The sequence below is a fragment of the Bradyrhizobium sp. USDA 3256 genome (genome assembly GCF_054058275.1).
The window spans coordinates 7,579,770-7,605,169 of sequence record NZ_JBSSAE010000002.1; the positions used below are offsets into that span (position 1 = coordinate 7,579,770).

The 25,400-nt window shown below is 64.1% G+C and carries 20 protein-coding genes and 1 tRNA gene; 6 read left to right on the top strand and 15 right to left on the bottom strand.

Annotated features, from left to right (window positions below):
- Positions 1 to 794 precede the first annotated feature (794 nt).
- Entirely contained in the window at positions 795 to 1,637 is an 843-nt protein-coding gene (locus ACVWY5_RS37745) for an SDR family NAD(P)-dependent oxidoreductase (RefSeq protein ID WP_028335601.1), read from the bottom strand.
- Positions 1,638 to 1,816: 179 nt separating this feature from the next.
- On the opposite strand from ACVWY5_RS37745, the gene ACVWY5_RS37750 reads away from it, so the two are divergent.
- A complete protein-coding gene (locus tag ACVWY5_RS37750; protein WP_028335600.1) occupies positions 1,817 to 2,779 on the top strand; it encodes a sensor histidine kinase in 963 nt (320 codons plus the stop codon).
- A 204-nt stretch (positions 2,780 to 2,983) separates the two neighbouring features.
- On the top strand, positions 2,984 to 4,759 hold the full coding sequence (locus ACVWY5_RS37755) for a putative bifunctional diguanylate cyclase/phosphodiesterase (RefSeq protein WP_456671755.1): 1,776 nt from the start codon (positions 2,984 to 2,986) through the stop codon (positions 4,757 to 4,759).
- Between the two features lie 136 nt (positions 4,760 to 4,895).
- On the opposite strand, the gene ACVWY5_RS37760 is transcribed toward ACVWY5_RS37755, so the two are convergent.
- Positions 4,896 to 5,186 carry a hypothetical protein gene (locus ACVWY5_RS37760; protein ID WP_321176930.1) on the bottom strand — a complete coding sequence of 97 codons (291 nt, stop codon included), beginning with the start codon at positions 5,184 to 5,186 and terminating at the stop codon, positions 4,896 to 4,898.
- 39 nt (positions 5,187 to 5,225) lie between these two features.
- Entirely contained in the window at positions 5,226 to 5,534 is a 309-nt protein-coding gene (locus ACVWY5_RS37765; RefSeq protein WP_321176929.1) for a hypothetical protein, read from the bottom strand.
- 222 nt (positions 5,535 to 5,756) lie between these two features.
- Here ACVWY5_RS37765 and ACVWY5_RS37770 point away from each other — a divergent pair, with 222 nt between their 5' ends.
- Positions 5,757 to 6,161: a YccF domain-containing protein gene (locus ACVWY5_RS37770; protein WP_028335598.1), complete on the top strand. Its 405-nt coding sequence runs from the start codon at positions 5,757 to 5,759 to the stop codon at positions 6,159 to 6,161.
- A gap of 21 nt (positions 6,162 to 6,182) precedes the next feature.
- Here the strand turns inward: ACVWY5_RS37770 and ACVWY5_RS37775 are convergent, their stop codons facing one another.
- The 3 genes from ACVWY5_RS37775 to ACVWY5_RS37785 form a co-directional block, all read right to left on the bottom strand.
- The gene (locus ACVWY5_RS37775) at positions 6,183 to 6,440 is read right to left on the bottom strand and encodes a GCG_CRPN prefix-to-repeats domain-containing protein (protein WP_410712130.1); all 258 of its coding nucleotides are present in this window, start codon (positions 6,438 to 6,440) and stop codon (positions 6,183 to 6,185) included.
- Positions 6,441 to 6,500: 60 nt separating this feature from the next.
- Positions 6,501 to 7,589 carry a hypothetical protein gene (locus tag ACVWY5_RS37780; protein WP_051376222.1) on the bottom strand — a complete coding sequence of 363 codons (1,089 nt, stop codon included), beginning with the start codon at positions 7,587 to 7,589 and terminating at the stop codon, positions 6,501 to 6,503.
- 95 nt (positions 7,590 to 7,684) lie between these two features.
- A complete protein-coding gene (locus tag ACVWY5_RS37785; protein ID WP_028335597.1) occupies positions 7,685 to 8,764 on the bottom strand; it encodes an LLM class flavin-dependent oxidoreductase in 1,080 nt (359 codons plus the stop codon).
- A gap of 130 nt (positions 8,765 to 8,894) precedes the next feature.
- Here ACVWY5_RS37785 and ACVWY5_RS37790 point away from each other — a divergent pair.
- Positions 8,895 to 8,971, top strand: a tRNA-Arg gene (locus ACVWY5_RS37790).
- Between the two features lie 54 nt (positions 8,972 to 9,025).
- Here ACVWY5_RS37790 and ACVWY5_RS37795 read toward each other — a convergent pair.
- From ACVWY5_RS37795 to ACVWY5_RS37805, 3 genes are all read right to left on the bottom strand, one after another.
- Positions 9,026 to 9,346: a hypothetical protein gene (locus ACVWY5_RS37795; protein ID WP_028335596.1), complete on the bottom strand. Its 321-nt coding sequence runs from the start codon at positions 9,344 to 9,346 to the stop codon at positions 9,026 to 9,028.
- Positions 9,347 to 9,417: 71 nt separating this feature from the next.
- Positions 9,418 to 14,241, bottom strand: a complete 4,824-nt coding sequence (locus ACVWY5_RS37800) for an NAD-glutamate dehydrogenase (protein WP_028335595.1) — start codon at positions 14,239 to 14,241, stop codon at positions 9,418 to 9,420.
- 310 nt (positions 14,242 to 14,551) lie between these two features.
- Complete coding sequence (locus ACVWY5_RS37805) at positions 14,552 to 16,495, bottom strand: sigma-54-dependent Fis family transcriptional regulator (protein WP_028335594.1); 1,944 nt, start codon at positions 16,493 to 16,495, stop codon at positions 14,552 to 14,554.
- Positions 16,496 to 16,778: 283 nt separating this feature from the next.
- Between ACVWY5_RS37805 and ACVWY5_RS37810 the strand changes: the two genes are divergently transcribed.
- Positions 16,779 to 18,587 carry an NAD(P)/FAD-dependent oxidoreductase gene (locus tag ACVWY5_RS37810; protein WP_028335593.1) on the top strand — a complete coding sequence of 603 codons (1,809 nt, stop codon included), beginning with the start codon at positions 16,779 to 16,781 and terminating at the stop codon, positions 18,585 to 18,587.
- A 58-nt stretch (positions 18,588 to 18,645) separates the two neighbouring features.
- On the opposite strand, the gene ACVWY5_RS37815 is transcribed toward ACVWY5_RS37810, so the two are convergent.
- The 5 genes from ACVWY5_RS37815 to ACVWY5_RS37835 all read right to left on the bottom strand — a co-directional run bounded on the left by ACVWY5_RS37815 (position 18,646) and on the right by ACVWY5_RS37835 (position 22,933).
- Complete coding sequence (locus tag ACVWY5_RS37815; protein ID WP_028335592.1) at positions 18,646 to 19,065, bottom strand: CBS domain-containing protein; 420 nt, start codon at positions 19,063 to 19,065, stop codon at positions 18,646 to 18,648.
- A 252-nt stretch (positions 19,066 to 19,317) separates the two neighbouring features.
- Positions 19,318 to 19,788 (bottom strand): aminoacyl-tRNA deacylase, encoded by a 471-nt coding sequence (locus tag ACVWY5_RS37820; RefSeq protein WP_028335591.1) that lies wholly within the window; start codon positions 19,786 to 19,788, stop codon positions 19,318 to 19,320.
- A 120-nt stretch (positions 19,789 to 19,908) separates the two neighbouring features.
- Entirely contained in the window at positions 19,909 to 20,721 is an 813-nt protein-coding gene (locus ACVWY5_RS37825; RefSeq protein ID WP_028335590.1) for a pentapeptide repeat-containing protein, read from the bottom strand.
- Between the two features lie 285 nt (positions 20,722 to 21,006).
- Positions 21,007 to 22,245 carry a CaiB/BaiF CoA transferase family protein gene (locus ACVWY5_RS37830; protein WP_028335589.1) on the bottom strand — a complete coding sequence of 413 codons (1,239 nt, stop codon included), beginning with the start codon at positions 22,243 to 22,245 and terminating at the stop codon, positions 21,007 to 21,009.
- Complete coding sequence (locus ACVWY5_RS37835; RefSeq protein ID WP_028335588.1) at positions 22,232 to 22,933, bottom strand: haloacid dehalogenase type II; 702 nt, start codon at positions 22,931 to 22,933, stop codon at positions 22,232 to 22,234. Before ACVWY5_RS37835 ends, ACVWY5_RS37830 begins: the two co-directional genes overlap by 14 nt.
- Before the next feature lie 94 nt (positions 22,934 to 23,027).
- Here ACVWY5_RS37835 and ACVWY5_RS37840 point away from each other — a divergent pair, with 94 nt between their 5' ends.
- A complete protein-coding gene (locus ACVWY5_RS37840; RefSeq protein ID WP_028335587.1) occupies positions 23,028 to 23,930 on the top strand; it encodes a LysR family transcriptional regulator in 903 nt (300 codons plus the stop codon).
- On the opposite strand, the gene ACVWY5_RS37845 is transcribed toward ACVWY5_RS37840, so the two are convergent.
- A complete protein-coding gene (locus ACVWY5_RS37845; RefSeq protein WP_028335586.1) occupies positions 23,927 to 25,336 on the bottom strand; it encodes an MFS transporter in 1,410 nt (469 codons plus the stop codon). The two genes, ACVWY5_RS37840 and ACVWY5_RS37845, sit on opposite strands and share 4 nt — an antisense overlap.
- Positions 25,337 to 25,400: the final 64 nt, after the last annotated feature.

Genomic DNA, 25,400 nt, shown 5'->3' on the forward strand with positions numbered 1-25,400 from the left:
GCTCGCGCCACACCCACCGCCGTCGTCCCGGCGAAGGCCGGGACCCATACGCCGCGGCGGATGTTGTGAACGGGGCTCGTCGTTCCAGCATCGCTCAACAATGACCATTCGGGGTAGTAGGCCCTGGCTTTCGCCAGGACGACGGCGGGGATGGTTTGCGATTCAAGACGTCAAGCGGCGCGGTGTCATCACCCGCGCATGCGCATGCGGGTGATCCAGTATTCCAGAGACGCCTATGCTTGAGCCGAGAAGCCGCGGCGTGCTGGGTCGCCCGGTCGAACCGGGCGATGACAGTGCGAATGCCACACACGATCGTCGTCCTGGCGAAAGCCAGGACCCATTACCCCAAATGCGAATTGTTGCGCGACGCTGGGGCCACGATCCTTCTGACAACCAAAGCCGGTGGTTATGGGTCCTGGCTTTCGCCAGGACGACATTGAGTGTGTAGCGCGGCCGGCGGGTCATACATCCGCATTCTCGCGACATAAATTGTCCGCCTCATGCGCATTCGTCGACTGCGCATCGGCGTCCACCGCATCTCGACCCACGTTCGTGACGACCGCGAAGCGCCCCTCGATCGGGTGAGACGGACGGAATTGAACATCTGATTTGCACGGCGACGGAAGCGCTCATTTGCCCATCGGGTTAATACGTCGCAACCCGACGCCCCCGGCGACGCAGACTTGCGTCGCCTTGTGAACCACCCAAGGCAGACATGCACTCATGTCGAGACTCGAGAGCGTCTCACCTCTCCCCCGCCGCGCCGACCGGAGGCTCGCAATGACGATACCGAATCAGCCCGCCCCCTGATCGAATGCCTTGCGCAGTGCGACGTAGCCGGCCTGCTGCTGGCTCCAATTGCGGCCGCCGGTGATGGCGCCGTCGATGACGAGGTCGTGGCCGTTGATGAAGCTCGACTCGTCGCTCGCCAGGAACACCGCGGCATGCGCGATGTCGTCGGGCAGGCCGGCGCGCGGGATCGGCTGCGCCGCCTTGTAGACCTCGCGCATCACGGCTGCGGTCTTCTCCGCCGCTTCCGTCGACAGCCCGAGCGCCTTGCCGAAAATGCCGGTGGCGATCGCGCCCGGCGAGATCGAGTTGACGCGGATGCCGGACTCGCCGAGCTCCATCGCCACGCATTTGGTGAAATGGATGACCGCGGCCTTCGCGGCGCCATAGACCATCGATGAGGAGAAGCCGGCGAGCCGTCCGGCGATGCTGCCATTGTTGATGATGCTGCCGGAGCCCTGTTTGCGCATGTAGGGCGCGGCATGCTTCATGCCGAGCATGACGCTGCGCACCAGCGTCGCCATCGCGGCGTCGAACCGCTCGACGTCGAGACCTTCGATGCCCCCGGTCTGCGCCGGCCCGCCGGCATTGTTGAACAGGCAGTCGATCCGGCCGAACCTCTCGACCGCAAGCGCGATCAGCGCCTGCATCTGTTCCTCGACCGTAACGTCGGTCTGACGGAACACGCAAGTCTCGCCGAGCTGTTGCGCCAGTGCCTCGCCCTCCGGCGCGCGACGCCCGGCGATCACCACCTTCGCGCCCTCCGCGACAAAGACCTCCGCCGTGCGTAGCCCGATGCCGCTGGTCGCCCCTGTGATCACCGCGACCTTGCCGTCCAGCCGTCCCATGTCGGTCCCCTCAACTTACGTAGGATGTTGTGGATATTCCCCAGCTCCTGCTGCCAATACAAGCACTTGCAAGCCGCCACGCTCGCAAGGTCCGCCTGTGGCCAGAAGGCAACAACTGCGGTTTTTCGGTCGCAGCGGCCTTATTTTGGGTCGCCTGTTCACGTGAACTGGAACGACCGATGGCGAAGTGGATCGACGATTTCAGGGCGTGTTGGCGGGGCGATGCCCAGCCAACGGTGCGGCTTGCGGTGGCCTTCGCGGTGCTTTGTCTCGTTTTGGCCACGGCCGCGCGCTTCGGGCTCGCCCAGATCCGGCCGGATGTGTTCTTCACGCCCTATTTCCCGGCGGTGTTCTTTGCCACCGCCCTTGGCGGTTTCCGGATCGGGATCGCGACCGCGCTGGCGAGCGGCCTGCTCGGCGTGGTGCTCAATTTCAGCGGCGCGCACGCCGATCCGGCGCGCTTTGCGTTGTTGATGATGTTCTGGGTTGTGTGCGGCATCGCGATCTGGGGCGTCGAGCATTACCGTTCCCTGGTCGCACAGCAGCGCGAAGTTTCCAAACGGCTGATCGAGGAAGAGCAGTACCGCAAGGTCGTGGTCGACGAATTGCAGCACCGGCTGAAGAACAAGTCCTCGACCATTCATGCCGTGCTGCATCAGGCGCTGCAGGACCGGCCCGATGTCTGGCAGCGCATCGACCATCGCATCCGCGCGCTCTCGGCAACCGACGATCTGATCGCGCGGGTCGATGGCTATGGCTGCGATATCAAGGATTTGCTGCGCTCGGAACTCGGGCCCTACGGCCATGTGCGGTTCAATCTCAATGGCGAGCAGCTGTTCCTGCCCGCCAAGCTCGCCGTCTCGCTGGCGTTGATCTTCCACGAGCTCGCAACCAACGCCGGAAAATACGGCGCCTTCTCCTCGCCGCGCGGATTTTTACAAGTGTCATGGACGGTCGACGACGGACGTCTCAACGTGATCTGGGACGAGACCGAAGGACCGGCGGTCGAGGCGATCGGCGAAGCCGGCTTCGGCACCAAGCTGCTCAAGTCGGCGCTGCGGCCGTTCGACGGCAAGACCGAGATCAGTTACCTGAAGACCGGTGTTCACTGCACCATGCAGTGCAAGCTTCCGAACTGTTGATAAGTTGGCTTTCCGGCACACGCGCATGTGTTGATGCAACCGCGCGCAGCGCAATCGCTTTCACCAACGGTCGCGGCCGACATTGATACTCTGTTAATGACGATTGCCGCGACGGCTTGCGAAAGCCGCCGCGGTCTCATTCTGTCACGGCATTTCGCAGGTCCGCTTAACCAAAACTACAACGGACTTTGCCAAGGTCGGCGCATGCATAGTCTCACCAGGCACGATTTTCAGGCGGGCGCGGCAGCGACCGGCCAAGACGATATTTCCGGAAATGAATTGCGTATCCTGCGCGACCTGCTCCAGCTGTTGCCGGCGGGTGTGACGACCGTCCAGGACGAGCAGGGCCAGTTCATCCTGGTGAATGAAGCAGCCGCGAGCCAGCTGCAGCTGGCCGCCAGCGCGAGCCAGCCGTCCTCGGTCGATGAGCGCCACGCCGCCAACCTGGACCTGCTGCGCAGCGGCCGTCCAGTGGTGCTCGAGGAAACGCTCTCCTGCGGCGCATCCAAATACGTGTTTCTGACCTCGCACCGGCCGGTCCGGATCGCCGGTCGCAATCTCCTGATCTCGACCTCGACCGACATCAGCGAGCAGAAGGCGTTCGAGGACCAGCTGTTCCGCTCGGCCTATTACGACGAGCTGACCGGCCTGCCGACCCGCCGGGTGATAGAGCACCGCGTCAACGGCTTGATCCGCGACGATTCGCAAGGCCATTTCGCGCTCGCCTTCCTCGACGTCGACAACTTCAAGCACATCAACGACTATTACGGCCACGCGATCGGCGATGCGCTGCTCGTTGAGCTCTCGAAGCGACTCGGCCACGCGCTGCGCGACACCGATATCCTGTCGCGCATCTCCGGCGACGAATTCCTGCTGCTGCTCAACCCGATCAGCGGCAATGACGAGGTCGCCGAATTCATCCATGTCATGCAGGAGAGGCTGAAGGCGCCGTTCTTCATCGAGGACTCCGAGATCTTCGCCTCGACCTCGATCGGCGTCAGCCTCTATCCGATGCATGGCCGGAGCTACGAGGCGCTGCGCCAGAACGCCGACATCGCGATGTACCGCGTCAAGAACAACGGCAAGGGCTCGACCGCGTTCTTCGACAACAGCATGGAGCGCGAGGCGCTGGCGCGGATGAAGATCGAGCAGTCGCTGCGGCTGGCGATCCTGGAAAAGCGCTTCTGCTGCGCGTTTCAGGCCAAGGTCGATATCCGCACCCAGGAGGTGAAGGGCATCGAGGCGCTGGTGCGGCTGCGCGACGACGAGGGCGTGATCCAGGCGCCGGGCACCTTCATCGATCTCGCGGTCGAGCTCGGCCTGATCGACGAGCTGACGTTCCTGGTGCTGGCGGAGATCGTCAAGTCGATCGACCTGATCAACGACACGTTCGGTCCGACGGCGACGATCAGCATCAATGTCGCCGCCAAGCAGGCCTCCAACCTCGAATTCATGCGCCGGTTCGCTCGCGCGCTCGAGGAGACCGGCTTCCCGAAACGCTTCATGATCGAGGTGACCGAGGACGCGTTCGTGACGCGGTCACATTTCCAGGACCAGATCCTGCCGATCCTGCGCGGCATCGGCGTCGGCATCTCGATCGACGATTTCGGCATCGGCTATTCGTCGCTGTCGGCGCTCGCCGACATCACCGCCGACGAGATCAAGATCGATCGCTCCTTCATCACCGACATCCATCAGCGGCCGCGCAGCCAGGGCATCTTGCGCGCAATCGAATCGCTGAGCGAGGCGCTCGGCATGACCGTGATCGCCGAGGGTATCGAGTCCTACGAGGAGCTCACCTATCTGCAGGCGGCGAGCAAGATCCGCTATGCCCAGGGCTATTACTTCGCCAAGCCGATCTTCCTCGAGGATTTGAGGCCGGCGACACCGGTCGCCAGTGAGACGCGCGCCAGCATGGCAGCGCGCCCCGCCCAGGAAGGCCGCCAGGGCTATTCGCGCGCCAGCGGCTTCCGGCGGTAGGCGATAGGCGCCCATCAAATTGACGGCTGAACCACCTCGCCCCGCTTGCGGGGAGAGGTCGGATCGCATCGCCCTCTAAGAGCGAGCTTCGCTCGTCTCGACCCGTAAGAACGGGGAGAGGGAGCGGACAACAGCCCTACTTCTCCAGTACCGCCAACGGCTGCACGCCGTTATTCGCGGGGCCGGCCTGCATCGTGATCAGCATCATCGAGACCATGTCGTAATAGCCCATGATGGCGATGATATCCGTGATGCCGCGCTCGCCGAATTTATCCAGCGCCGCCTTGTAGACGGCGTCGCTGACCTTCTTGTCGCGATAGAGCGCGATGCCGAGATCGTACAGCGCAGCCTCGTCGTCCTTCATGCTCTCGGGCCGCGCGCCCTTGGCGATGGCGTCCGCGATTTTCGGATCGAGCCCGCCCTTCATCGCCAGCGGATAGTGCGCGGACCATTCATATTGCGCGGTTCAGTGCCGCGCCGTGATCAGGATCGCCATTTCGCTGAGCCGCGCCGGCAGCGAGGTATTCCAGCGCAGGTACTCCGACAGGTTCGACAGCTTCGGCGCCAGATCGGGATTGCGGATGTAGGCGCGGTAGGGCGGCGCGGTGAATTTGGCATTGCGCGGCGGCGCGCTGATCATGTCGGCCCAGGCCTTTTGCGCTGGCGACAGTTCCTCCGCCTTCAGCGGCGCAAAGCGCACGGCGTCCTCGGCCCGCACGGCCGACACCGACAATGCCAGCGCCGCCAGGATCCCTGCTCCGAATATTGTTCTCATTGTTGTTCTCCCTTTTCGGTGCAGGCGTCTTTGCGCCCCTGCCCGGTCGCGCGAGCTTAGTTGCCGTCGCGATGGATGCAATGAGGTGCCAGCTGTCGTTCAGCGCGGGCCGCCGAACCGAAGCGCCTCGTCACGGCAGGCGCGCGGTTAGGCCACACCTACCGCAGCACCGGGCGGCGGCGTATATAAAGAGCAGTCCCAAGCGGCGCGAAGGTGTCAGCCATGCAGCCTGTGTCTATCCTCCTGAACATCCTCTGGATCCTGATCGGTGGCGCGTGGATGGCGTTCGGCTGGCTGATCGCCGCCGTGATCATGGCTGTGACCATTATCGGGCTGCCCTGGGCGCGCGCCGCCTTCAACATCGCCGTCTACACGCTGCTGCCGTTCGGCTCGCGTGCGGTGCGCCGCGATGAGGTGACCGGCACGTCCGACATCGGCACCGGACCGCTCGGGGTGATCGGCAACCTGATCTGGTTCATCCTGGCCGGCTGGTGGCTCGCGATCGGCCATGTGATCACCGCGATCCTGCTGGCGGTGACCATCATCGGCATTCCGTTCGCCTGGGCGCATCTCAAGCTTGCCGGCATCGCGCTGTGGCCGATCGGCAAGGTGATCGTGCCGGCGTGACGCTGGCTGGGCCGTCGGCGGCTAGAGCCAATCCTTCGTGGTCTGGCTGCAAGCCTGGTAGTCGCGCCGCCAGACGAAGCCACCGCCGCCACACGGCGGGCGCGGCCGTGAGGTGGCGGGACACTCGTTCCTAACCCGCGCGGCGGTGCCCCATCCGTCGATCACGCAGGCACCTCGTGAGGTCCTGTGGCAACCGTCACCGCATCCCTCTGCGGCGTTGGCCGGGGTCAAGCCGAGGAAGGCACCGGCTGTCAGAAGCGTGATCAAACCTGCTCTCATGATGTTCTCCATCGAGCTGTCGGTCGTGCTGCTCCATTCGCGATACGAGCGTAGGCGATCTCAGTGCCGCTTGCCACCGAATCCGCGCACAAATTCTGGTGTCGGGGGCTCAGCGCGCCGCTCGCAGCCGGGGATGTCGAACACGGCGGTCAGGCCGCAGGGCGAATTGAGCATCTTGCCGCCGGCATGGCCGACGCCGGGCACGTCCCACACGCTGTGGTTCGGCGCGCCGTTGTCGCGGGCCTGCATCGCGGCGGCATAGGAATGCCCGCGCGCGTAACGATATGGTCCTTCGGCCTCCGCCATGCAGGATTTGTCGAGCGCGGGATGATTGGGGTTGGTGTCGAGCGTTCCAAGCAGATAGATCACGCGGCGTGCGACATAGGCCTGCTCCAGCGCAGCCGGCGAAGGCTCGGCAAGATAGGGCGGGCGGTTGTCCATGCCGAATTTCCAGCTGTTATAGCCATGGCAGTTCGCCGCGATCGCGGGCTCCGGCCGCTCTTTGGTGAAATAGGCGTAGGAGGACGGATTGGCGACCACATAGCGCACGCCGATACCCTCGCGCAGCAGGACCTGGTCGCCCTTCACCGCGATCGCATAGCGCTGCACCACCTGGGCGCCGCCGGAATGGCCGAACACGACGACCTGCTGCAGGTTGGGAAACAGCTTGCGGTCGCCGAGCTTCGCCAGGATGGCATCGAGCGCCTCAAACGAGCTCGCCGCGCTCGGCGCGAGCGCAGGCTCGCCGCCCTGCCAGCCATAGAGGCTCCAGCGCAGCGTCTCCGCCGGCAGCTTGAATGCCTCGACGTCGGACTCGATCAGGAATTGCGGCGCGATCATCAGCGCATGCTCGCCGGCATCGCCGGCTGCGGCCTGCGCGCTCAGCGCCGCGCGAAAATAGTCGTCGGCATTGCGCAGCACGCCGTGCAGCACGAGCACCGCGCGCGTAACATCCGGCAGCGGATTGGACCAGTCGGCCGAGAGGTAGAGCGGAAAGCTCGCTTTGCCGACGGCAATCCGCGCATTGGCGATCTCCTTGACCGGCTTCCGGTCGCGCTCGGTCTGTGCCTGCGTCGCGGACGCAGTGGGTACGTGAGCCGCCGCCACGACGAGCAAGGCCGCGGCCGCAAGCCAGACCCGGTGATGCATGGTTCGACTCCGTTGCTGCCGCGCGCTCGGCCGGATCATGGCGCGTCAGGCGCAGATTCGCCCGTGAATTTTCGGAAAGCTTCCGCACCCGCGCCTCAGGCGACGAGCCGCCCGCGATTGTTGGCGGCGAGGATCGGGCGGATCAGGCGGCCGAACCGCTCGGCCTCCTCGTCATGCAGATAGCCGGACAGGCAGAAGGAGTGGCAGCCGGCATCGATGAACTGCTGCAAGGTCGCGGCGCATTGCGCGGGATTGCCGACCACCGCGATGCCGGCGCCGGGCCGCACCTTAGTGATGCCGGTCCACAGATGCGGCATCAGAAGATCGCCGTAGTCGCGCGCGAGCTGCTGCACGCGCTGGTTGGCCTCCGAGCGATTGTAGAGCGTCTTCATCTCCTGCTTCTGCCGCTCGGTAGCGTGGCGCACCAGCTGGTCGGCCGCCTCCCAGGCATCGGCCTCGTTCTCGCGGCAGATCACCTGCAGCCGCATGCCGAAGCCGATCGCATCCTCGCGGTCATGCGCCCGCGCCATCCGCCGGATCTCGGCGATATTCTCCGCGATGCGCTCCGGCAGATCGCCCCAGAACAGATGGACGTCGGAATGCTTCGCCGACACCTCCCAGGCCTGCCGCGAGCCGCCGCCGAGATAGAATTTCGGAAACGGCTGCTGCAGCGGACGCGGCCTGATGTGCGCGCCGGAGATCGTGTGAAACCTGCCCTGGAAATGCACCGGGCTGCGCGTCGTCCACAGCGCCTTGAGGATCGAGACCTCCTCCTCCATCAGCGCGTAGCGCTCTTCCTTGGGCTGACGCACGCCCTCGGCCTCGACCTCGCTCTCGTTCTGGCCGGCGATCAGATTGATGCAGATCCGCCCGCCCGACATCTGGTCGAAGGTCGAGATCATCTTTGCCATCAGCACCGGGTTGATATAGCCGGGCCGCGCCGCAATCAGCGGCTTGATCCGGCTGGAGCGCGCCGCCATGAAGGCACCCGTGATCCAGGCCTCCCAGCACACCGAGCCGACCGGGATCAGCAGATACTCGAAGCCGGCATCCTCGGCCGCCTTGACCACGCGCTCGCAGAGTTCCGGCGAACCGGCGATCTGGGCTTCCATCAGCCCATAGGCCGTGGTGTCGCCATGCGTGGGCAGATACCAGCCGAATTCCAGCGGACGCATGGGCAAACTCCCTCGAAAGACGGCCTTTTTTCGCGGCCTGTCATATTGTCGGGAGGCAGTTTACAGCCCTCAACCAGTTGGACAACGCCGTTGCCGACAGGGAGCCAATCAGCTAAATGAACCCCTGCACGCACCCGTAGCTCAGCTGGATAGAGCGTTGCCCTCCGAAGGCAAAGGTCACACGTTCGAATCGTGTCGGGTGCGCCATTTCCGCTTCGTTTGCCGCCGTTCAATTGTAGCCTTTGCTGCGCTCCCCGCGGCTTAGGGGATTCTTGCAACAACGTTGGGCCGGTTTTTCTCGAGCCAGGCGACGGCCTCGGGTCCATCGACGATACACTCGAAGGTTTCCCAGGTTGGGTCCTCCAGAGATTCCAGTTGCAGTCGCTTCGCCGCATACTCAACGAGGTCGTGCAGGCGTTCGTATCCTTGTCTGTGCTCGAGGGAATCTGCAATCGCAGTGCTGGTCCATCCTCGTTGGGCCAAATCGATAATGCTCGGAGCATCAGCCTCGCTGAACCACGGTGTGGCATCGAACTCGATGCAGCGAACGTTGTCGGCGGTATGGCAAGTGGCGTGGATCATTGGATTCCTCCGTTTCCCGGCTAACTACCTGCGCCAGCATCGCACTTCTCACGTCGCTGCCTCGCACGCCGTCAGGCCTTGACCAAGTCCCCCAGCAGGTTCGCCGCCACCGTCAGCTTGGCGAGGGTCAGGCCGCTGGCAGCGATCTCCTCGACCGAGCGGCGGATACGCGTCGCCTCGGGGTGAGCCGCGAGCCAGGTCTCGACGGCCTGCTGGCCAGACTGGCCGGTTGCCAGCATATCGGCCGCCAGTCTCCTTTCGGCGCCGGCGATCTGCTCGACGGCGCGATCGATGGCCATGCGTTCGAAATAATCGTTGGCCGGCACACTGCGTGCGGCGGCGATGATGCGGTCGAGACGGAAATTCGCCTCGGCGGCGTAGAAGGTCGCGGCGGCATCGCCGATGGGGCGCTTGGTGCGCTCGGCAACCGTCACGATGTCGGGAGCCGAGACCAAAGCGTCAAGATCGGCGAGCTCGCCGGCGAGGCCGGCCGGGACACCGGCGTCGGCGAGTTCCTGCCGCCGCTTGACGCGCGCGGCTTGCAAGTCCGGCGGCAAGGCAGCGTCGAGCCCGGCGACGATCTGGCGGATCGCCGGGCCGAAGCGCGCGACAACGGCCTCCAGCCCGTCCTTGAAATCGGCATTGCGCACGTACCAGACCATGCGGGGGAGCAGGAGGTCCTGCACTGAAGCGTAGAGGGACAGCTGCAGCTGCCCGTCGATGCAGGCATCGAGCGCGTCGATCGCGTCATTGAGCCACTTCAGGCCGTAGCATTCGTCGACCGCCACATAGGCCATCACGATGGTCGGGATATCGGCGTCGGTCTCGTCGATCAAGCGCACGACGCAGGCCGGGCCACCGCGATTGATCACCGCATTGGCGAGACTGGTCGCGATGATCTCCCGCCGCAAGCGATGCAATCCGGCCGCGGTCGGGAATTTGTCCTGAACCTCGCGCGGAAAATACTGGGATAGTTCGCGGGCAAGATAGGGGTCATCGGGCACGCTGGTGACGAGCAGGTCATCGTAGAGGGTCAGCTTGGCGTAGGCGAGCAACACGGCAAGCTCGGGCCGCGCGAGGGACTGGCCGCGCCGTGTGCGCTCGGTGAGCGCGGCGTCGTCGGGCAAGAACTCCACAGCGCGGCTGAGCAAGCCGCGCTGTTCGAGCGACTGCATCAGGCGGGTGAGGAAACCGGTCTCGGCCACACCCTTGCGCTCGGCCAGCGAGAGCGCCAGCGTCTGCAGATAGTTGTTGCGCAGCACCAGCACGCCGACCTCGTCGGTCATCGCGGCAAGCAGGCTGTTGCGGTCAGTGGGACTGAGGCGTCCCTCGCGCTCGGGGCGCGCCAGTGCGACCTTGATGTTGACCTCGACGTCGGACGTGTTCACGCCGGCCGAATTATCGATGGCGTCGGTGTTGAGCTTGACGCCCTTCTGCGCCGCTTCGATGCGGCCGCGCTGGGTAACGCCGAGGTTGGCCCCTTCGCCGATCACCCGGGCGCGCACGTCGCCACCCGCGATGCGGATCGGATCGTTGGCGCGGTCCCCGACCTGATCGTCGCTTTCCCCGGAGGAGCGGACATAGGTGCCGATGCCACCAAACCACAACAGGTCCGCGCGAGCCTTCAGGATCGCCGTCATCACCTCGAAAGGCGTGGCCTGCGGCTTGTCGAGATCGAGCAGCGTGCGCACTTCCGGCGCAAGCGGGATCGCCTTGAGCGAGCGCGAGAACACGCCGCCGCCCTGCGAGATCAGCGACTTGTTGTAGTCCTGCCAGCTCGATCGCGGCAGATCGAACAGGCGCTGGCGCTCGGCGAAGCTGGTCGATGGATCGGGCGAAGGATCGATGAAGATGTCGCGATGATCGAAAGCCGCCACAAGCCTTGTCGCCGGCGAGAGCAGCATACCATTGCCGAAAACGTCGCCCGACATGTCGCCGACGCCGACCGCGGTGAACGGCATGGTCTGAATGTCGGTGCCGAGCTCGCGGAAGTGGCGCTTGACCGCCGTCCAGGCGCCGCGCGCCGTGATCCCCATCTTCTTGTGGTCATAACCCTGGCTGCCGCCGGATGCGAAGGCATCGCCGAGCCAATGGTTCTTCTCGGCCGAGATCGCGTTGGCGACATCGGAGAAGGTGGCGGTGCCCTTGTCGGCGGCAACGACGAGGTAAGGGTCGTCGCCGTCGTGGCGCACGGTGGATTCGGGCGGCACGACGATGTCGCCGTCGAGATTGTCGGTGAGTTCGAGCAGCGAGCGAACGAAGATGCGATAGCTTTCGGTGCCCTCCGCAAGCCAGGCGTCGCGCTTGGAAGGCGGCGGCAGGCGCTTGGGCACGAAGCCGCCCTTGGCACCGACCGGCACGATCACGGCGTTCTTGACCTGCTGCGCTTTCACCAGGCCGAGGATCTCGGTGCGGAAATCCTGCGGCCGGTCGGACCAGCGCAAGCCACCGCGCGCAACCTTGCCGAAGCGCAGGTGAATGCCTTCGACACGAGGGGAATAGACGAAGATCTCGTAGAGCGGTCGTGGAGCGGGTAAGTCGTCGATCCGGCGCGCCTCGAACTTGAAGGAGATCACCGGACGCGGATGTCCATCCTCGCCGATCTGCCACAGATTGGTGCGAACGGTAGCCTGCACCAGATTGGTGAAGCGGCGCAGGATGCGGTCTTCATCGAGCGAGGCGACGGATTTGAGCTGTTCCTCGATCTCGGCAAGCAAAGCCGTCTCACGCGCCGCGCGCTCGGCGTCCGTCAAGGCGAGGCGCGGATCGAGGCGGGTCTGGAACATCGCGACCAGGCTGGCCGTGATCGCGGCGTTCTTGCGCAAGGTCTCCCACATGTAATCCTGGGTGAACGGAGCGCGGATCTGGTGCAAATAACGCGACAGCGCCCGGATGGTCGAGACTTCCCGCCAGCTTAGGGCGGTGCGCAGGATCAGGCCGTTATATCCGTCGGATTCGGCGCGATCGGTCACCACCGCCATGATCGAGGCTTCCAGGCGATGGCTGAATTCTGGGTTGATCTCGATGGGCTGGCCGTCACTGGTCTCGATCGTCATGTCGTGCAGCCAGACCGGCGCAGGCCTGGTACCGGGCACGATCTGATAGGTGCGTTCGTTGACCACGCGCAGGCCGTGATTTTCGATCACCGGCACGCGGTAGGACAACGACAACGGTACGGCGTCCGAAAACACCTTAAGGCCGAAGCGCCTCGGATCGTCGCCTTCGATGCGGTAAACCGAAATCGTTACCGGGCGGGCCGGCGTCAGCTTTTCGACGGTCGTGATATCGGCGATCGCCTGTTCCGCGCCGAACACCTCGGTATAGCCGCCGCTGAAGGCCTGGGCATATCGGTTGGTGAGCATGCGCGCCCGCATGCCATCGGTCGACGCCGTGAGCGCGGCCTTCAGCTTGTCGGCCCAGGTCGCGGCAATGGCGCTGATCCCGGCTTCGAGCAGGGCGCGGTCGACGACGGGCGTTTTGCCTTCATAGCGTCCGATGATGAAGTGGACACGCGCAAGCGCCCCTTCAGGGAATGATACGTAGGAGGCGGACAGCTTCCCCTTGTAGACCTGCGCCAAAAAGGCTCCGACGCGCGTGCGGACGTCGGTGTCGTATTTGTCGCGCGGAATGAAGGTGAGGATGGAGACAAAGCGATCGAACTTGTCGACCCGCGGCAACGCCCGGACGCGCGGACGCTCGTAGAGGATCAGGATCTCGATGACGAAGTTATAGAGCGTGTCGACGTCGATCTGGAACAGCTCGTCACGCGGATAATCTTCGAGAATATGCATCAGCGCCTTGCCGGAATGGCCGTTCGGGTCGAAGCCCGCGCGCTGCAGCACCCGCGAAACCTTGTGGCGGACATAAGGGATCTGCCGTACCGAGCGAGTATAGGCGCCCGAGGTGAAAAGGCCGACGACGCGCAACTCGCCTTCGAGCCGGCCGTCGGGCGAGTAGAGTTTGATGCCCACATAATCCATCCGGGTGCGGCGATGGACGCGGCTGGAGACATTGGCCTTGATGACGATCAGCAGAGTCGGCTCGTGCATGAACTCGCGGATTTCCGGCGTCATCACCACCATTTCGCTGCCCCGGCGCAGGACCTTCACGTCCGGATCGCGCAGGATGCCGAGGCCTTCGCCGGTCGTAATGTCGTCCGACGCGTCGCTGTCGGGCGAGAAGCGATATTTGCGCACGCCGAGGAAAGTGAAATTGTCCGCGCAGAGCCATTGCAGGAACTGATTGGCTTCGGCGAGTTCGTCGATCGGCAGCGGCGGCGGATTGGAAGAGAACGTCTTGATCGCTTCCTCGACACTGTCACGCATGACGCGCCAGTCGGCAACGCAGGCGCGGACATTGTTCAACGTCCTGGTCAGGCCGTCGATCAGCTTCTGGCGATCGGAATCCGCGTCCAGGCGGGTGATGTGGAGATGAATCAGGCTTTCGCGCGCGCCCTTTGCTCCCTCCGGCAGTGCTTCCCCATAGAATCGCAACAGCTTGCCCCCTTCATCGCGCTCCACGGCGATGATCGGGTGAGCGACCAGGGTGACCTCGAGGCCCTGCTCGGCGAGCTCCGCCATGGTGGAATCGAACAGGAAAGGCATGTTGTCGTTGAGAATTTCGAGCACGGAAATCTCGCGCCCGTTCGGCAACGTCGGATTGACGACGCGGATATCGGCGCTGCCGGCGGTACGCCGCTGCACGTGCTCCCAGGCCTGCTCCGCCAGGAGGGCAAGCGAGGCGGCATCGTAATTGGCGAGATCCTCGATGTTGGTGTAGCCGAACAAGGGCTCGGCAAAGGCCCGGGGGCTCTTGCCCGCTGGCACGCTGCCCGCTGCATCGCGGATCAGGGCTGCCCGGGCCTTGTCGTCACGCCACGCCATAATGTCCTCCATTTGCCGTGCCGTCCGATCGCAGCCGCGACCATCCGCTTGATTCTGGAGTGCATCTCTTCGTGCGCCGCGATCGAATGCTAACACGAAATCCTAGCTTCGACGGCTGCCGACGACAATACTACGATCCCGCAGCGAGCGGCGCACGCTGCCGTGAGGCGTGCTGAATTTCGCTTGCGACAGCGGATGGGCCGAAGTCGGCGGCGACGGCGGCCGAACGCCCGGGCAGGAAAAATCACATGCAATTTCAATTATGTGCGGGTTCGCGCCACCGTTCGGCAGGGATGTCGTATCTGACGGACAGCGGCTGCACTCAGGTCAGGTCTTTCGGCATCGTGATGCCGAAGCGGAGAATCTGGCGATGGATGGTCGAGCGATCGACGCCGCGTTCGCGTGCCACCCGCGAGACATTCCAGCGATTGTTGCGCAACGCTGCAAGTAGCGCATCGGCTTGCCGCGACGTCGCCGCTCTGCCACGTACCGGCTTTCGGGCGATATCCTCGCCCAGGGGATGAGCGATCCGGTCCGGCAGATCGGCAAGATCGATCGTGCCGTCGTTCGACAGCGCGCAGCCATGATCGAGCGCGTTGATCAGCTCGCGGATGTTGCCAGGCCATTGGTACTTGAGCAGCGCGCTGCGCGCGCTTGCCGTCAGCGCATAGTTGGCCTTGTGCTCCGTCGAAAGCCGATGCAGGGATTGATCGATCAGCCACTCGATATCGGTCCGCTGACGCAGCGGAGGCAGCGCAAGCACCGCGCCGTTGAGGCGGAAATAGAGATCCTCGCGGAACTGCCCCGCCTTCACCAGCGCGACGAGGTCGCGATGGGTGGCAGCGATGACGCGGACATTGAGCGGGACCGGCCGGGTGCGGCCGACCGGCGTCACCTCGCGCTCGGCGAGCACGCGCAACAGGCGCGTCTGCGACGAGATCGGCATGTCGCCGATCTCGTCAAGGAACAGGGTGCCGCCGTCGGCTTCGAGCACGAGACCCTTCTTGCCCTTGGCCGCCGCTCCGGTGAAGGCGCCCGCCTCGTGGCCGAACAGCTCGCTCTCGATCAGGCTCTCCGGCAGCGCGGCGCAGTTGACGGCGACGAAGGGCCTGCCTGCCCGCGCACTGACCGAATGCAGCGCCTTCGTCAGGTGCTCCTTGCCGGTGCCGGTTTCGCCGGTGATGAGCAAGCCCATCTGGGTGTTGATGAGCTTGGCAGCGCGCGTCACCACATGATGCATGGCGGGATCGCCGCGGAACAGGTTGCGCAGCGGCGCCGGAAGCGCCGACTCGCTGCGGGAGGAGGCCGGCGCCGCCAGCCTGTTCGGGGGCGGCAGGGTCTGCGCGAACAGCGTCGCACCGCTGTTGGCAAGCCGCAGCGTGCGTTGGCCGGTGGGCCGCGAATGGGCGAAGCGCGGCAGGTCGTCGATGGTGCATTCGAAGATGTCGGACACGCCGAAGCCGTCGGCCCGCAGGCGCAGGTCCGGACGCTTGGCCAGTTCGCGGGCGAGCAGCTGCCTTGCGCGATTGTTGAAACCGATGATGCGGCCGTTGCTATCGACGGCCATGACATAATCCGGATCGACATCGGCGAATTCCGCGGAGCCGGACAGCTTGATGATCCATTCCTGCCGGAAACGGTTCAGCAGGTTCGCATTCTCGATCTTGTGGGCGAACGACTTGACCAGTTGCAGCGCCAGGAACTGGCTGGCCTTCGGCTCCGGCGAACGCAGCGCGGAGATGTCCAGCACCGCAGCGAGCTTGCCGCTGGGATCGAAGACCGGCGCGGCCGTGCAGGTCAGCGGAATATGGGTGGCGTCGAAATGGTCGGATTGATGCACCGTCAGAGCTTCTTCGGTCGCGATGCAAGTGCCGACTGCGCAAGTGCCGGCATGCGGCTCGTTCCAGTCGGCACCGAGATAGAGGCCGGCCCTGCGAAGCGTGTTGTTGAATGTCGGGTCGCCGATGAAATCCACCGTGATGCCCCTGGCATCGGTGAGCAGCAGGACGTAGCCGAGTCCGGCGATCTGACGATACAGCATCTCGACGCCGAAGCGCGCCGTGTGGAGGAATTCGTCCATGGCGTCGCGATGCTCGCGCAGTCGCCCGGACGTCACGATATGAGCGTCGCGCAGCACCAGCGGATCGAGCTTGTGTTCGGAGACGCATCGTACCCACGACTGATGGATGATTGCATCACGCGCGCTGGTCTGGCCGACCGCAACGCGAACCAGCTCGTCGATGTGCGCAGCCCGCTCCGTCGTCACGGCTGATGCTCCTGGATGTTTCCCCGCACGTTGTTGCGTCAAGTGTCACTCGGATTGTGCCGCCGATCAAGTTTGTTGCGTGCAACACCTGTTGCATGGCGCAACAAGTGAGGCGGCCTGGCGCCGGCAGTTAACGCGAGGAAATGCCGAGCGTTTTTCGAGATGCGCGGCAGTGGCATGAGGCTTGCTGACATGGTGGTCGAGGCAAGATTCGACCTCGCTAACGAACGCGCCGGAACCACGACGCAAAGGCGATCGACGCCGGCATATGGGAGAATGAAACATGCTCACGAAGGCCCCGGACGGAAAGATCACCGCGCTGCTCGATGAGTTCAACGCCGCATTGTCGTCGGGTGACATCGAACGCGCGATCGCGCTGTTCCAGACCGATTGCTACTGGCGCGATCTGGTCACCTTCACCTGGAACATCAAAACCATGGAAGACAAGGATCAGATCCGCGACATGCTGAAGGCGCGGCTTGCGGACAGCAAACCGTCGGGATGGCGCATTGCCGATGGCGAAGCTGCCAGCGAGGCCGGCGGCATCATCGAGAGCTGGATCGAGTTCGAGACCGATGTCGCGCGCGGCTATGGTCACCTGCGCATGAAGGATGGACGCATCTGGACCTTGCTCACCACGATGGCCGAGCTCAAGGGACATGAGGAGAAGTCCGGCTTTACCCGTCCGCTCGGCGCCAAGCACGGTCATGGCAAGGACCGTAAGAGCTGGCGCGAGGAACGCGACCAGGAAATCACCGAGCTTGGTCACGCAAAACAACCCTATGCGCTGATCATCGGCGGTGGGCAGGGCGGCATTGCGCTTGGCGCGCGGCTGCGGCAACTGAACGTGCCGACCATCATCATCGAGAAGAACGAACGCGCCGGCGATTCCTGGCGCAAGCGATACAAGTCGCTCTGCCTGCACGATCCGGTCTGGTACGACCATCTGCCTTATATCGACTTCCCGAAAAACTGGCCTGTGTTCGCACCGAAGGACAAAATCGGCGACTGGCTGGAGATGTACACGAAGGTGATGGAGCTCAACTACTGGAGCTCGACCACGGCGAAGTCGGCCAAGTATGACGAGAAAGCCGGGGAATGGACCGTCGTGGTCGAGCGCGACGGCAAGGAGATCACGCTCAAGCCGAAGCAGCTCGTGCTGGCGACCGGTATGTCGGGCAAGGCGAACTGGCCCACCTACAAGGGGCAGGACATCTTCAAGGGTGAGCAGCAGCATTCCTCGACCCACCCGGGGCCGGAGAAATATCGCGGCAGTAAGGTGGTGGTGATCGGCTCCAACAACTCCGCCCACGACATTTGCGCGGCGCTGTGGGAAGGTGGTGCCGACGTCACCATGGTGCAGCGCTCATCAACGCATATCGTGAAGTCCGACACGCTGATGGATATCGGGCTCGGCACGCTTTATTCGGAGCAGGCGGTGGCGAGCGGGATGACCACGCGCAAGGCCGATCTGATCTTCGCCTCGCTGCCCTACAAGATCATGCATGAATTCCAGATCCCGCTCTACGAGCAGATGCGCGAGCGCGACAAGGATTTCTACGCCGCGCTGGAGAAAATCGGCTTCATGCATGACTGGGGCGACGACGGCTCCGGCCTGTTCATGAAGTACCTGCGCCGCGGCTCGGGCTATTACATCGACGTCGGCGCCTGCGATCTCGTGATCGACGGTTCGATCAAGCTCAAGAGCGGCAAGGGCGCGGCGGTGCAGGAACTGACCGAGACCGGCGTCAGATTCGCTGACGGCACCGAACTCCCCGCGGATCTCGTCGTCTATGCCACCGGCTACGGCTCGATGAACGGTTGGGCCGCCGACCTGATCTCGAAGGACGTCGCCGACAAGGTCGGCAAGGTCTGGGGTCTTGGATCCGAGACCACCAAGGACCCCGGCCCGTGGGAGGGCGAGCAGCGCAACATGTGGAAGCCAACCCAGCAGCAAGCGCTGTGGTTCCACGGAGGCAACCTGCACCAGTCGCGGCATTACTCCCAATATCTGGCGCTGCAACTGAAGGCGCGGATGGAAGGCATCCCAACCCCGGTCTACGGCTTGCAGAAGGTTCATCACCTCGGTTGATCGACCGGATAATAACGAGATGTCGGGCGGATCGTCGTGCGATCCGCCCGGCCTCGCCTCAATGATGAGCCGACACGCTCTTCACGCATTGAGACAAGAGATCATCACCGGCAAAGTGGCCCACATCGCCCAGGCTGATCATGCCAACCATCCGCTTGCTCTTGTTGATCACAGGCAGTCTGCGGATCTTCAGCGTTTCCATGTGATGTATAGCTTTCGTCAGATCGTCGTCTTCCCGGCAGCAGTGTATGCCTTCCGTCATCACATCCCGCGCCGTGGTGCGCGCAGAGTTGAAGTCCTTGCTCGCGAGACCTTTGCAGACGAGGTCGCGATCCGTCACCATCCCGATCAGACGATCGTCTTGCCCGATCGGAATGCAGCCGATGTCGTGCCCTTGCATCAATTTCGCGATTTCGGTGATTGGGGTGTCGGGGCTTACCCAATCGACGCCCTTGTGCATCACGTCCTTGACTTTCATGGAGGACCTCCCGTCCAAGGCAGCAGCCCCCTCGCTCGCAACTATACAGCAGAGCTGGCGCGACTGCATGCGTGCTGCGCCTTAAGGCGCGGTGAAACCGGGTCGAAGCGTCATCGCGCTCGAGCCCCTTGCTTGAGCATGATCTCCGCGCAAGCGCGTTCCTCCCTTGTCTCGGGAGAGAGCCGCTTCGCACCTTTCCGGATCATGCTCCGGTCGGAGCGCACCGATAGACGGTCCCGCTGTCACGCCGCCTCAGTCGTGCGCACTGAAGCTGCCATGCAGGGAACCGGCGGTCAGGCGTGCGAATTGCGCACGACCGAGATGAAGCAACGTCTCATGATCGCCAGCTTCGATATAGATCTCGGGCTGCATCCGGATGCTGTCATCAACGATAACGTCGAGCCCGTAGCAGCTGCCGGCGGCGGGAACCGCCCCGTGCGCACAGTCCGCGAACAGCCGATCGATCTCGCCCTCAGCGGCCATGGCGATATCGTCACCGAATCTCGCCCTGAGATCCGCCAGCCTGAGGTGATGCGATGCCGGCAGCACGGCGAGCAGGTACCCGTCGTTGCGGCGCAGCACAATGGCCTTGGCCAAGCGATCGCCCGAGACGTGACAAGCCTGGGCGGTAAGGGCGGACGACATCGTCAGTACGTGCGGGATTTCGTCGTACTCGATGTTTTCTGCAGCAAGGTAGTTGTGCAGTCTGGGAGAAATGGTCATGGCATCACCTCCGGTGCGACATGCAACCATCCACCGTGGTCCTGCCCGCCGCACGATGAGCGGCTGCGTGGTTCTCAAGACAGAACATAGGTCTTGTCGCAGGACACTGCAATTCGATCCCTAACGGGGGCGCCGCGCCAGGTTCAAGTTCCGGGCCTTGTCCAGATTGCGGGCCTCGGCCAGCGTGGCCGCGCTCGGCAACAGAGCCGACGCAAGGTCGGCCTCGGTGAAATCTGCGCCGGCGACATTAGCGTCGGATAGGTCGGCTCCCGCAAGGTCAGCTCTGTGGAGGCTGCAGTTCGCCAAATTGGCGTTCTGCAGTTGCGCGAATTCGAGATCGGCGCGCGAGAGATTGGCGCCGCTTAGATCCGCGTTCCGCAGATCGGCGGATTTGAGCACGCCACGCATCAGGCCCATCGATTGGTTGCGCATATCAGCGCTCAGATCGGCGCCCGCAAGCCTGGCCCCGATCAGGCTGGCGCCGGAAAGATCGGCGGTTATCCGAGCGCCGCTCAAGTCGGCGCCGCCAAGCCTGGCACGCTGCATCTGCGTGCCGAGCAGCGATGCCTTGACGAGGGACGCCCCGGTCAAGTCTGCGTCGATTAGCCAAGCCTGGTTCAAGATAGCCCGATCGAAGCGGGCGCCTTTCAGATTGGTCCGGTTGAGCTTTACGAGATGAAGGTTGCCGCCGGTGAAGTCGAGGCCCGAGAGATCGAGGTGCGACAGTCGCTTTCCATCCAAATCCGCAGCGCGTCCGTCCCCTTGAGGGACCGACTTGAGGAGCGCGTCGACCTCGGCGCGCGTCATCTCCGACGTCGTCATTTCCGGACTGTTGAGGTCGACACTCCGCAGCATGTCCTGCGACACGGCGTCAGTCGGATCAACCAGGAGCGCCGCTATCGACACAAAGGCAAATGCGAGACGAAACGACATCGCCGTCTCTCCGCCGCTCAGTAACCCGGTATCGTCTCTTGCATTCTCCGGGTTGGCCGCGCCGTCAGGTTAGCTGGCCGGCTCCGGCCTATGCCAGAGTATGAAACCGGATATCGATCCTGGCAATGCCAGTGCCCCGTCCGAGGGAGGCTGCCCGCAAGCGCAAAGTGCCAGATTTCGGTCCGAAGAGGCGCGACAGGAAGAACGATCCGCCGCTCGTCGCCGACGGCGCGACGCGGCATCTGCTCGGCGATATCTCTCACGACGATGCCTACATAACGAGACTCACAGGGGCGGGCGCACGAACGTCCGTCCAAAGTCGCCGAACGCGCCCTCGTCGGCAAATCTCCCGAGCTGATCGTCGCTCCAGCCGAGCCATTCCGCAAACACCTCGCGCGTGTGTTCGCCGAGCATTGGCGGCGGCGTGGAAGGTGGCGGCGGGACGTCGCCGAATCGCGTCGGCCTCGCGATGAACTTCACATCTCCCGCGGCCGGATGGCCGATGGTCTGGACCATTCCGCGCTGCGTGAGCTGAGGCGTTTCGCAGACCTCGCCGACCGACTTGATCGCGCCGCACGGAATGCCTGCCACACCGAGCGCCTGCAGCCAGTCGGCGCGACTCCTCCGCGCGAAGATCGGCGAAAGGATCGCGACGAGCTCATTGCGGCTCGCCGCGCGCTTCGGGGCGGTGGCGAAGCGCACGTCTTCGCGCAACTCCGGACGGTCGATGACGCCGCAAAACGCCGCCCAGAACTTGTCGTTCGCGACCCCGACATTGATCCAGCCGTCACTCGCTTCGAACGGTTCATACGGGCTGATGGTCGGATGAACATTGCCGCGGCGCTTCGGGCTTTGTCCCGAGGCGAAGTACATGCCGGCGTTGAAGGTCAGCAGCGATGCCATGGCGTCGAGCATGGAGACGTCGACCCGGCCGCCCTCGCCGGTGCGGCTCTTGCGCATCAGGGCAGCCAGCACCGAATGCGACGCATAGAGGCCCGTGACGAGGTCGGCGATCGACGTGCCGACCTTGGTCGGCGGCCCATCCGGATCGCCGGTAATGTGCATCACGCCGGATTCGCCCTGCAGGATGAGATCGTAGCCAGGGCGCGCGGCGTCGGCGCCGGTGCGGCCGAACCCCGAGATGCTGCACAGGATGATGTCGCCCTTGCGGGCCCTCAGCGCGTCGAAGCCGAGCCCCCATTTGTCCAAGGTACCGGGGCGGAAGTTCTCGATAACGACGTCGGCGACGGATGCAAGATCGAGCACCGCGTCGCGCCCGGCCGGCGACTTCAGATCGATAGCACAACTTCGCTTGTTGCGGTTCACCGACAGGAAATACGCACTCTCGCCGCCGATGAACGGGGGGCCGTAACGGCGGCTTTCGTCGCCCTGTCGCGGATCCTCGATCTTGACGATGTCGGCGCCGAGATCGCCGAGCTGCATCGTGGCAAACGGGCCGGAGACCACCCGGCAGAGGTCGAGGACCCTGATGCCCGACAGCGGCTCGCGATCAGACGATCGCATCGGCGAGGTCCTTCATCGACGGCACCAGGATGTCGGGCTGATGCGGCGTGATGCCGAACGGGCGGCTGCGCCGGTCGATGAAGGCCGTCCGCATGCCGGCGGACTTGGCGCCGATGCAGTCGAAGGCATGATTGGCCACGAACAGCACCTGCGCCGGCTGCACGCCCATGATCTCGGCCGCTTTCGTATAGGTCGCGACATGCGGCTTGAACGAATTGGCCTCCGCCACCGAGATCACCCGATCGAACGGGACCTTGTGGTATTGCTTCGCGGTCTCGAGCATGTCGGGATCGCCGTTCGAGAGCACGACGAGCTTGTACTTGCGCTGCAGCCGCGCGAGTGCGTCCGGCACCTCCGGAAACGGCACCAGCTTCTCGATCTCGCCCACGAGGTAGCGCACATCGTCCATCGTGTAATCGATCTTGGCGCGGTCCATGACGTGGGCAACCGCGCGGTGCCCGATCTCGCGATAGGGCGTGTGCTCGCGATGCAGCAGCGCATCGATCATCGAGTTCTCGAAATGCGTGCGACGCCACCACGTGACGAAGGAGTTCGGATCGCCCTTCCAGCCCTTCTTCGCGAGGAAGGGCGCCGCGATCCTGGTCAGGCCGCCCTGCATGTCGACGACCGTGCCGTACTGGTCGAACATGCAGATCTTCACGTCACGCTTGATCGTCTCAAAGCTCATTGATGCCTCCTTGGTCCTGATCGATTGATACGCGCTGCACCATCATGGATGAAATGGATTTGTTATCTCTCGTCATTCACGATATGAATAATTGATGAACCTTCGATCCATCGACCTCAATCTGCTCGTCGCGCTGGACGCACTGCTGACCGAGCGTCACGTCACCAAGGCGGCAGACCGCGTCGGTCTCAGCCAACCCGCGATGAGCAATGCGCTCAACCGGTTGCGCGCGATGTTCAAGGACGAGCTCCTGGTGCGGACCACGACCGGGATGAAGCCCACACCCCGCGCCACCGAACTGGCGGAGCCGCTGCGCCAGGTTCTGCGCCAGGTCGAGCGCGTGATGGCGAGCGATGCCGGCTTCGATCCAGACAAGACGGAACGCACCTTCACGATCAGGATGTCGGACATTCTTGCGTGCCTGCTGCTGCCGCGACTCGCCGCAGCGCGGCCGCCGGAGGGCCGAATTTCCTACAACACGATCCATCTGCCGCCTTCGCTTACGATCGATGCGCTAGAGCGGGACGAGATCGACGTCGCGGTGAGCATGGGGCTCGAACATTCCGCATCGATCCGTTCCGAGACGCTGCTCCGCGACCGCATGGTCTGCCTGATGCGACGCGGGCACCAGATCAAGCGCGCACGGCTGACCTTCGAGCGCTTCATCGCGCAGGAGCACATGAAGGTCTCGATGAGCCCGACCGATCTTCGCTTCGTCGACGACGTGCTCGCCGAACGCGGCCATCGAAGACGCATCGCCCTGAACGTGCCGCATTGGCTGGTCGTGCCCCATGTCTTGAAGAAGACCGATCTGCTCGCGGTGATGCCGAGGCACCTCGCAACCGTGCTGATGGACGACGGTCTGAGGATGGAGGAACTGCCGTTCGAGTCCGCGCCGTTCGACTGGATGTTGTACTGGCACCGCAGATACGATCAGAGCAATGCCAACGGCTGGCTCCGCGACCGGATCAGAGCAGCGTGCTCCGACCTGAACTAGGCGCCGAGGTCCGCCGGCCTCCGCGCCATCGACGACCGCCCTCCCGCCTCGGCGTCCGTGACCGCCGACGCGTCCTCGAGAGATCGTCCCTTGGTCTCGAAACCGAACACGAGGAAGACCACGGCCTGGAAGACGAGGATGCCGGCCAAGGTCGTCAGCACGCCGGTCAGCCCCTGCCAGGCGAAGATCGCAACCACGACGTATTGAACCAGCGCGGTCGCGATGCGTCCGGAGGTGGCGCAGATCGCCGTGCCGCGAAGCCGATACCGCGTTGGAAACAGTTCGGGGACGTGCATCGCGAACCCGGTCGCCAGCATCACGTAGATCGCCGTGATCAGCAGGAAGCCCACGGCCGCGAGCGCAACACCATCCGGCATGTATGGATAGGCGATACCGAGCGCCGCGGCCGCAATCGACGAGCAGACGATCGACAGCCTGCGTCCGAGCCGGTCCGCCAGCACGAGCCCGATCAGCGATCCGACCGGGCCGCCCAGCGCCATCACGGTGGTGTAGCCCAGCGAGGAAACCACGCTGTGGCCGCCCTTGACCATGAAGGTCGGCAGCCAGCCGATGAACCCGTAGAGGCTGAAGCCGACGACGATGTGCAACAGGCTGCCGAGCAGCGTGCGCGCGAGATAGGGCGGCTGGAACAGACGCCAGACCGCGCCCGGAGACTCCTGCGCCGGCGCGCGGGCAGCGACGGCAGGCAGTTTCGCCTTGCGCGCGGCCTCGGCTTCGATCGCCGACAGGATCTTCTCGGCTTCATCGGCACGTCCGTTGGCGGCGAGCCAGCGCGGCGATTCCGGCATCGACTTGCGCAGAATCCAGACGACCATCGCAAGACAACCGACAAGGCCGAACATGTAGCGCCATCCAAGCGTCGGGATCACCCACAGGCCGACCATCGACGAGACGAACAGCGAGAAATTGGTGATCACGGCCAGCAGCCCGATCCAGCGCCCACGCGAGGAAGCCGGCACGAATTCCGTCAAGGTCGCATAGCCGACCACGATCTCCGCGCCGAGGCCAATGCCGATGATGAAACGCAGGCCGATCAGGACGATCATGTTCGGCGCGAAGGCCGCGGCGATCGAGGCGAGGCCAAAGATCGCGAGGTTCATCTGGTAAGAGAAGCGGCGGCCGAAGCGGTCACCGAGGATGCCGGAACACCACGCGCCGATCGTCATCCCGACGAAGGTCGCGGAGACGAATGCGGCGTTGAGCTCGAGTGTCGACCATCCTTCCTTCAGCACGGCGCCCAGCACGCCGCCGGCCAGATAGATATCGAACGCGTCGAGGAACATGCCGGCCCCGATCAGGGCCAGGATGCGCCAGTGGAATCCGCAGATCGGCAGCCTGTCGAGGCGCGCGCCCGCGTTGATGTCGATGTCGGCGGATCGCGCCATACCAAACCTCCCTGCCCGGCCTTTGGCAGCCGGATGCTCCGTCACCGATTGATGACGCGCAGGG

Coding starts and splice junctions, on each gene's coding strand:
- ACVWY5_RS37745 (WP_028335601.1), bottom strand. CDS start 1,637: ATGGGACGGCTGGACGGCAAGGTCGCGGTGATCACAGGGGCGACCAGC.
- ACVWY5_RS37750 (WP_028335600.1), top strand. CDS start 1,817: ATGGCGAAGTGGATCGACGATTTCAGGGCGTGTTGGCGGGGCGATGCC.
- ACVWY5_RS37755 (WP_456671755.1), top strand. CDS start 2,984: ATGCATAGTCTCACCAGGCACGATTTTCAGGCGGGCGCGGCAGCGACC.
- ACVWY5_RS37760 (WP_321176930.1), bottom strand. CDS start 5,186: ATGAAGGGCGGGCTCGATCCGAAAATCGCGGACGCCATCGCCAAGGGC.
- ACVWY5_RS37765 (WP_321176929.1), bottom strand. CDS start 5,534: ATGAGAACAATATTCGGAGCAGGGATCCTGGCGGCGCTGGCATTGTCG.
- ACVWY5_RS37770 (WP_028335598.1), top strand. CDS start 5,757: ATGCAGCCTGTGTCTATCCTCCTGAACATCCTCTGGATCCTGATCGGT.
- ACVWY5_RS37775 (WP_410712130.1), bottom strand. CDS start 6,440: ATGAGAGCAGGTTTGATCACGCTTCTGACAGCCGGTGCCTTCCTCGGC.
- ACVWY5_RS37780 (WP_051376222.1), bottom strand. CDS start 7,589: ATGCATCACCGGGTCTGGCTTGCGGCCGCGGCCTTGCTCGTCGTGGCG.
- ACVWY5_RS37785 (WP_028335597.1), bottom strand. CDS start 8,764: ATGCGTCCGCTGGAATTCGGCTGGTATCTGCCCACGCATGGCGACACC.
- ACVWY5_RS37795 (WP_028335596.1), bottom strand. CDS start 9,346: ATGATCCACGCCACTTGCCATACCGCCGACAACGTTCGCTGCATCGAG.
- ACVWY5_RS37800 (WP_028335595.1), bottom strand. CDS start 14,241: ATGGAGGACATTATGGCGTGGCGTGACGACAAGGCCCGGGCAGCCCTG.
- ACVWY5_RS37810 (WP_028335593.1), top strand. CDS start 16,779: ATGCTCACGAAGGCCCCGGACGGAAAGATCACCGCGCTGCTCGATGAG.
- ACVWY5_RS37815 (WP_028335592.1), bottom strand. CDS start 19,065: ATGAAAGTCAAGGACGTGATGCACAAGGGCGTCGATTGGGTAAGCCCC.
- ACVWY5_RS37820 (WP_028335591.1), bottom strand. CDS start 19,788: ATGACCATTTCTCCCAGACTGCACAACTACCTTGCTGCAGAAAACATC.
- ACVWY5_RS37825 (WP_028335590.1), bottom strand. CDS start 20,721: ATGTCGTTTCGTCTCGCATTTGCCTTTGTGTCGATAGCGGCGCTCCTG.
- ACVWY5_RS37830 (WP_028335589.1), bottom strand. CDS start 22,245: ATGCGATCGTCTGATCGCGAGCCGCTGTCGGGCATCAGGGTCCTCGAC.
- ACVWY5_RS37835 (WP_028335588.1), bottom strand. CDS start 22,933: ATGAGCTTTGAGACGATCAAGCGTGACGTGAAGATCTGCATGTTCGAC.
- ACVWY5_RS37840 (WP_028335587.1), top strand. CDS start 23,028: ATGAACCTTCGATCCATCGACCTCAATCTGCTCGTCGCGCTGGACGCA.
- ACVWY5_RS37845 (WP_028335586.1), bottom strand. CDS start 25,336: ATGGCGCGATCCGCCGACATCGACATCAACGCGGGCGCGCGCCTCGAC.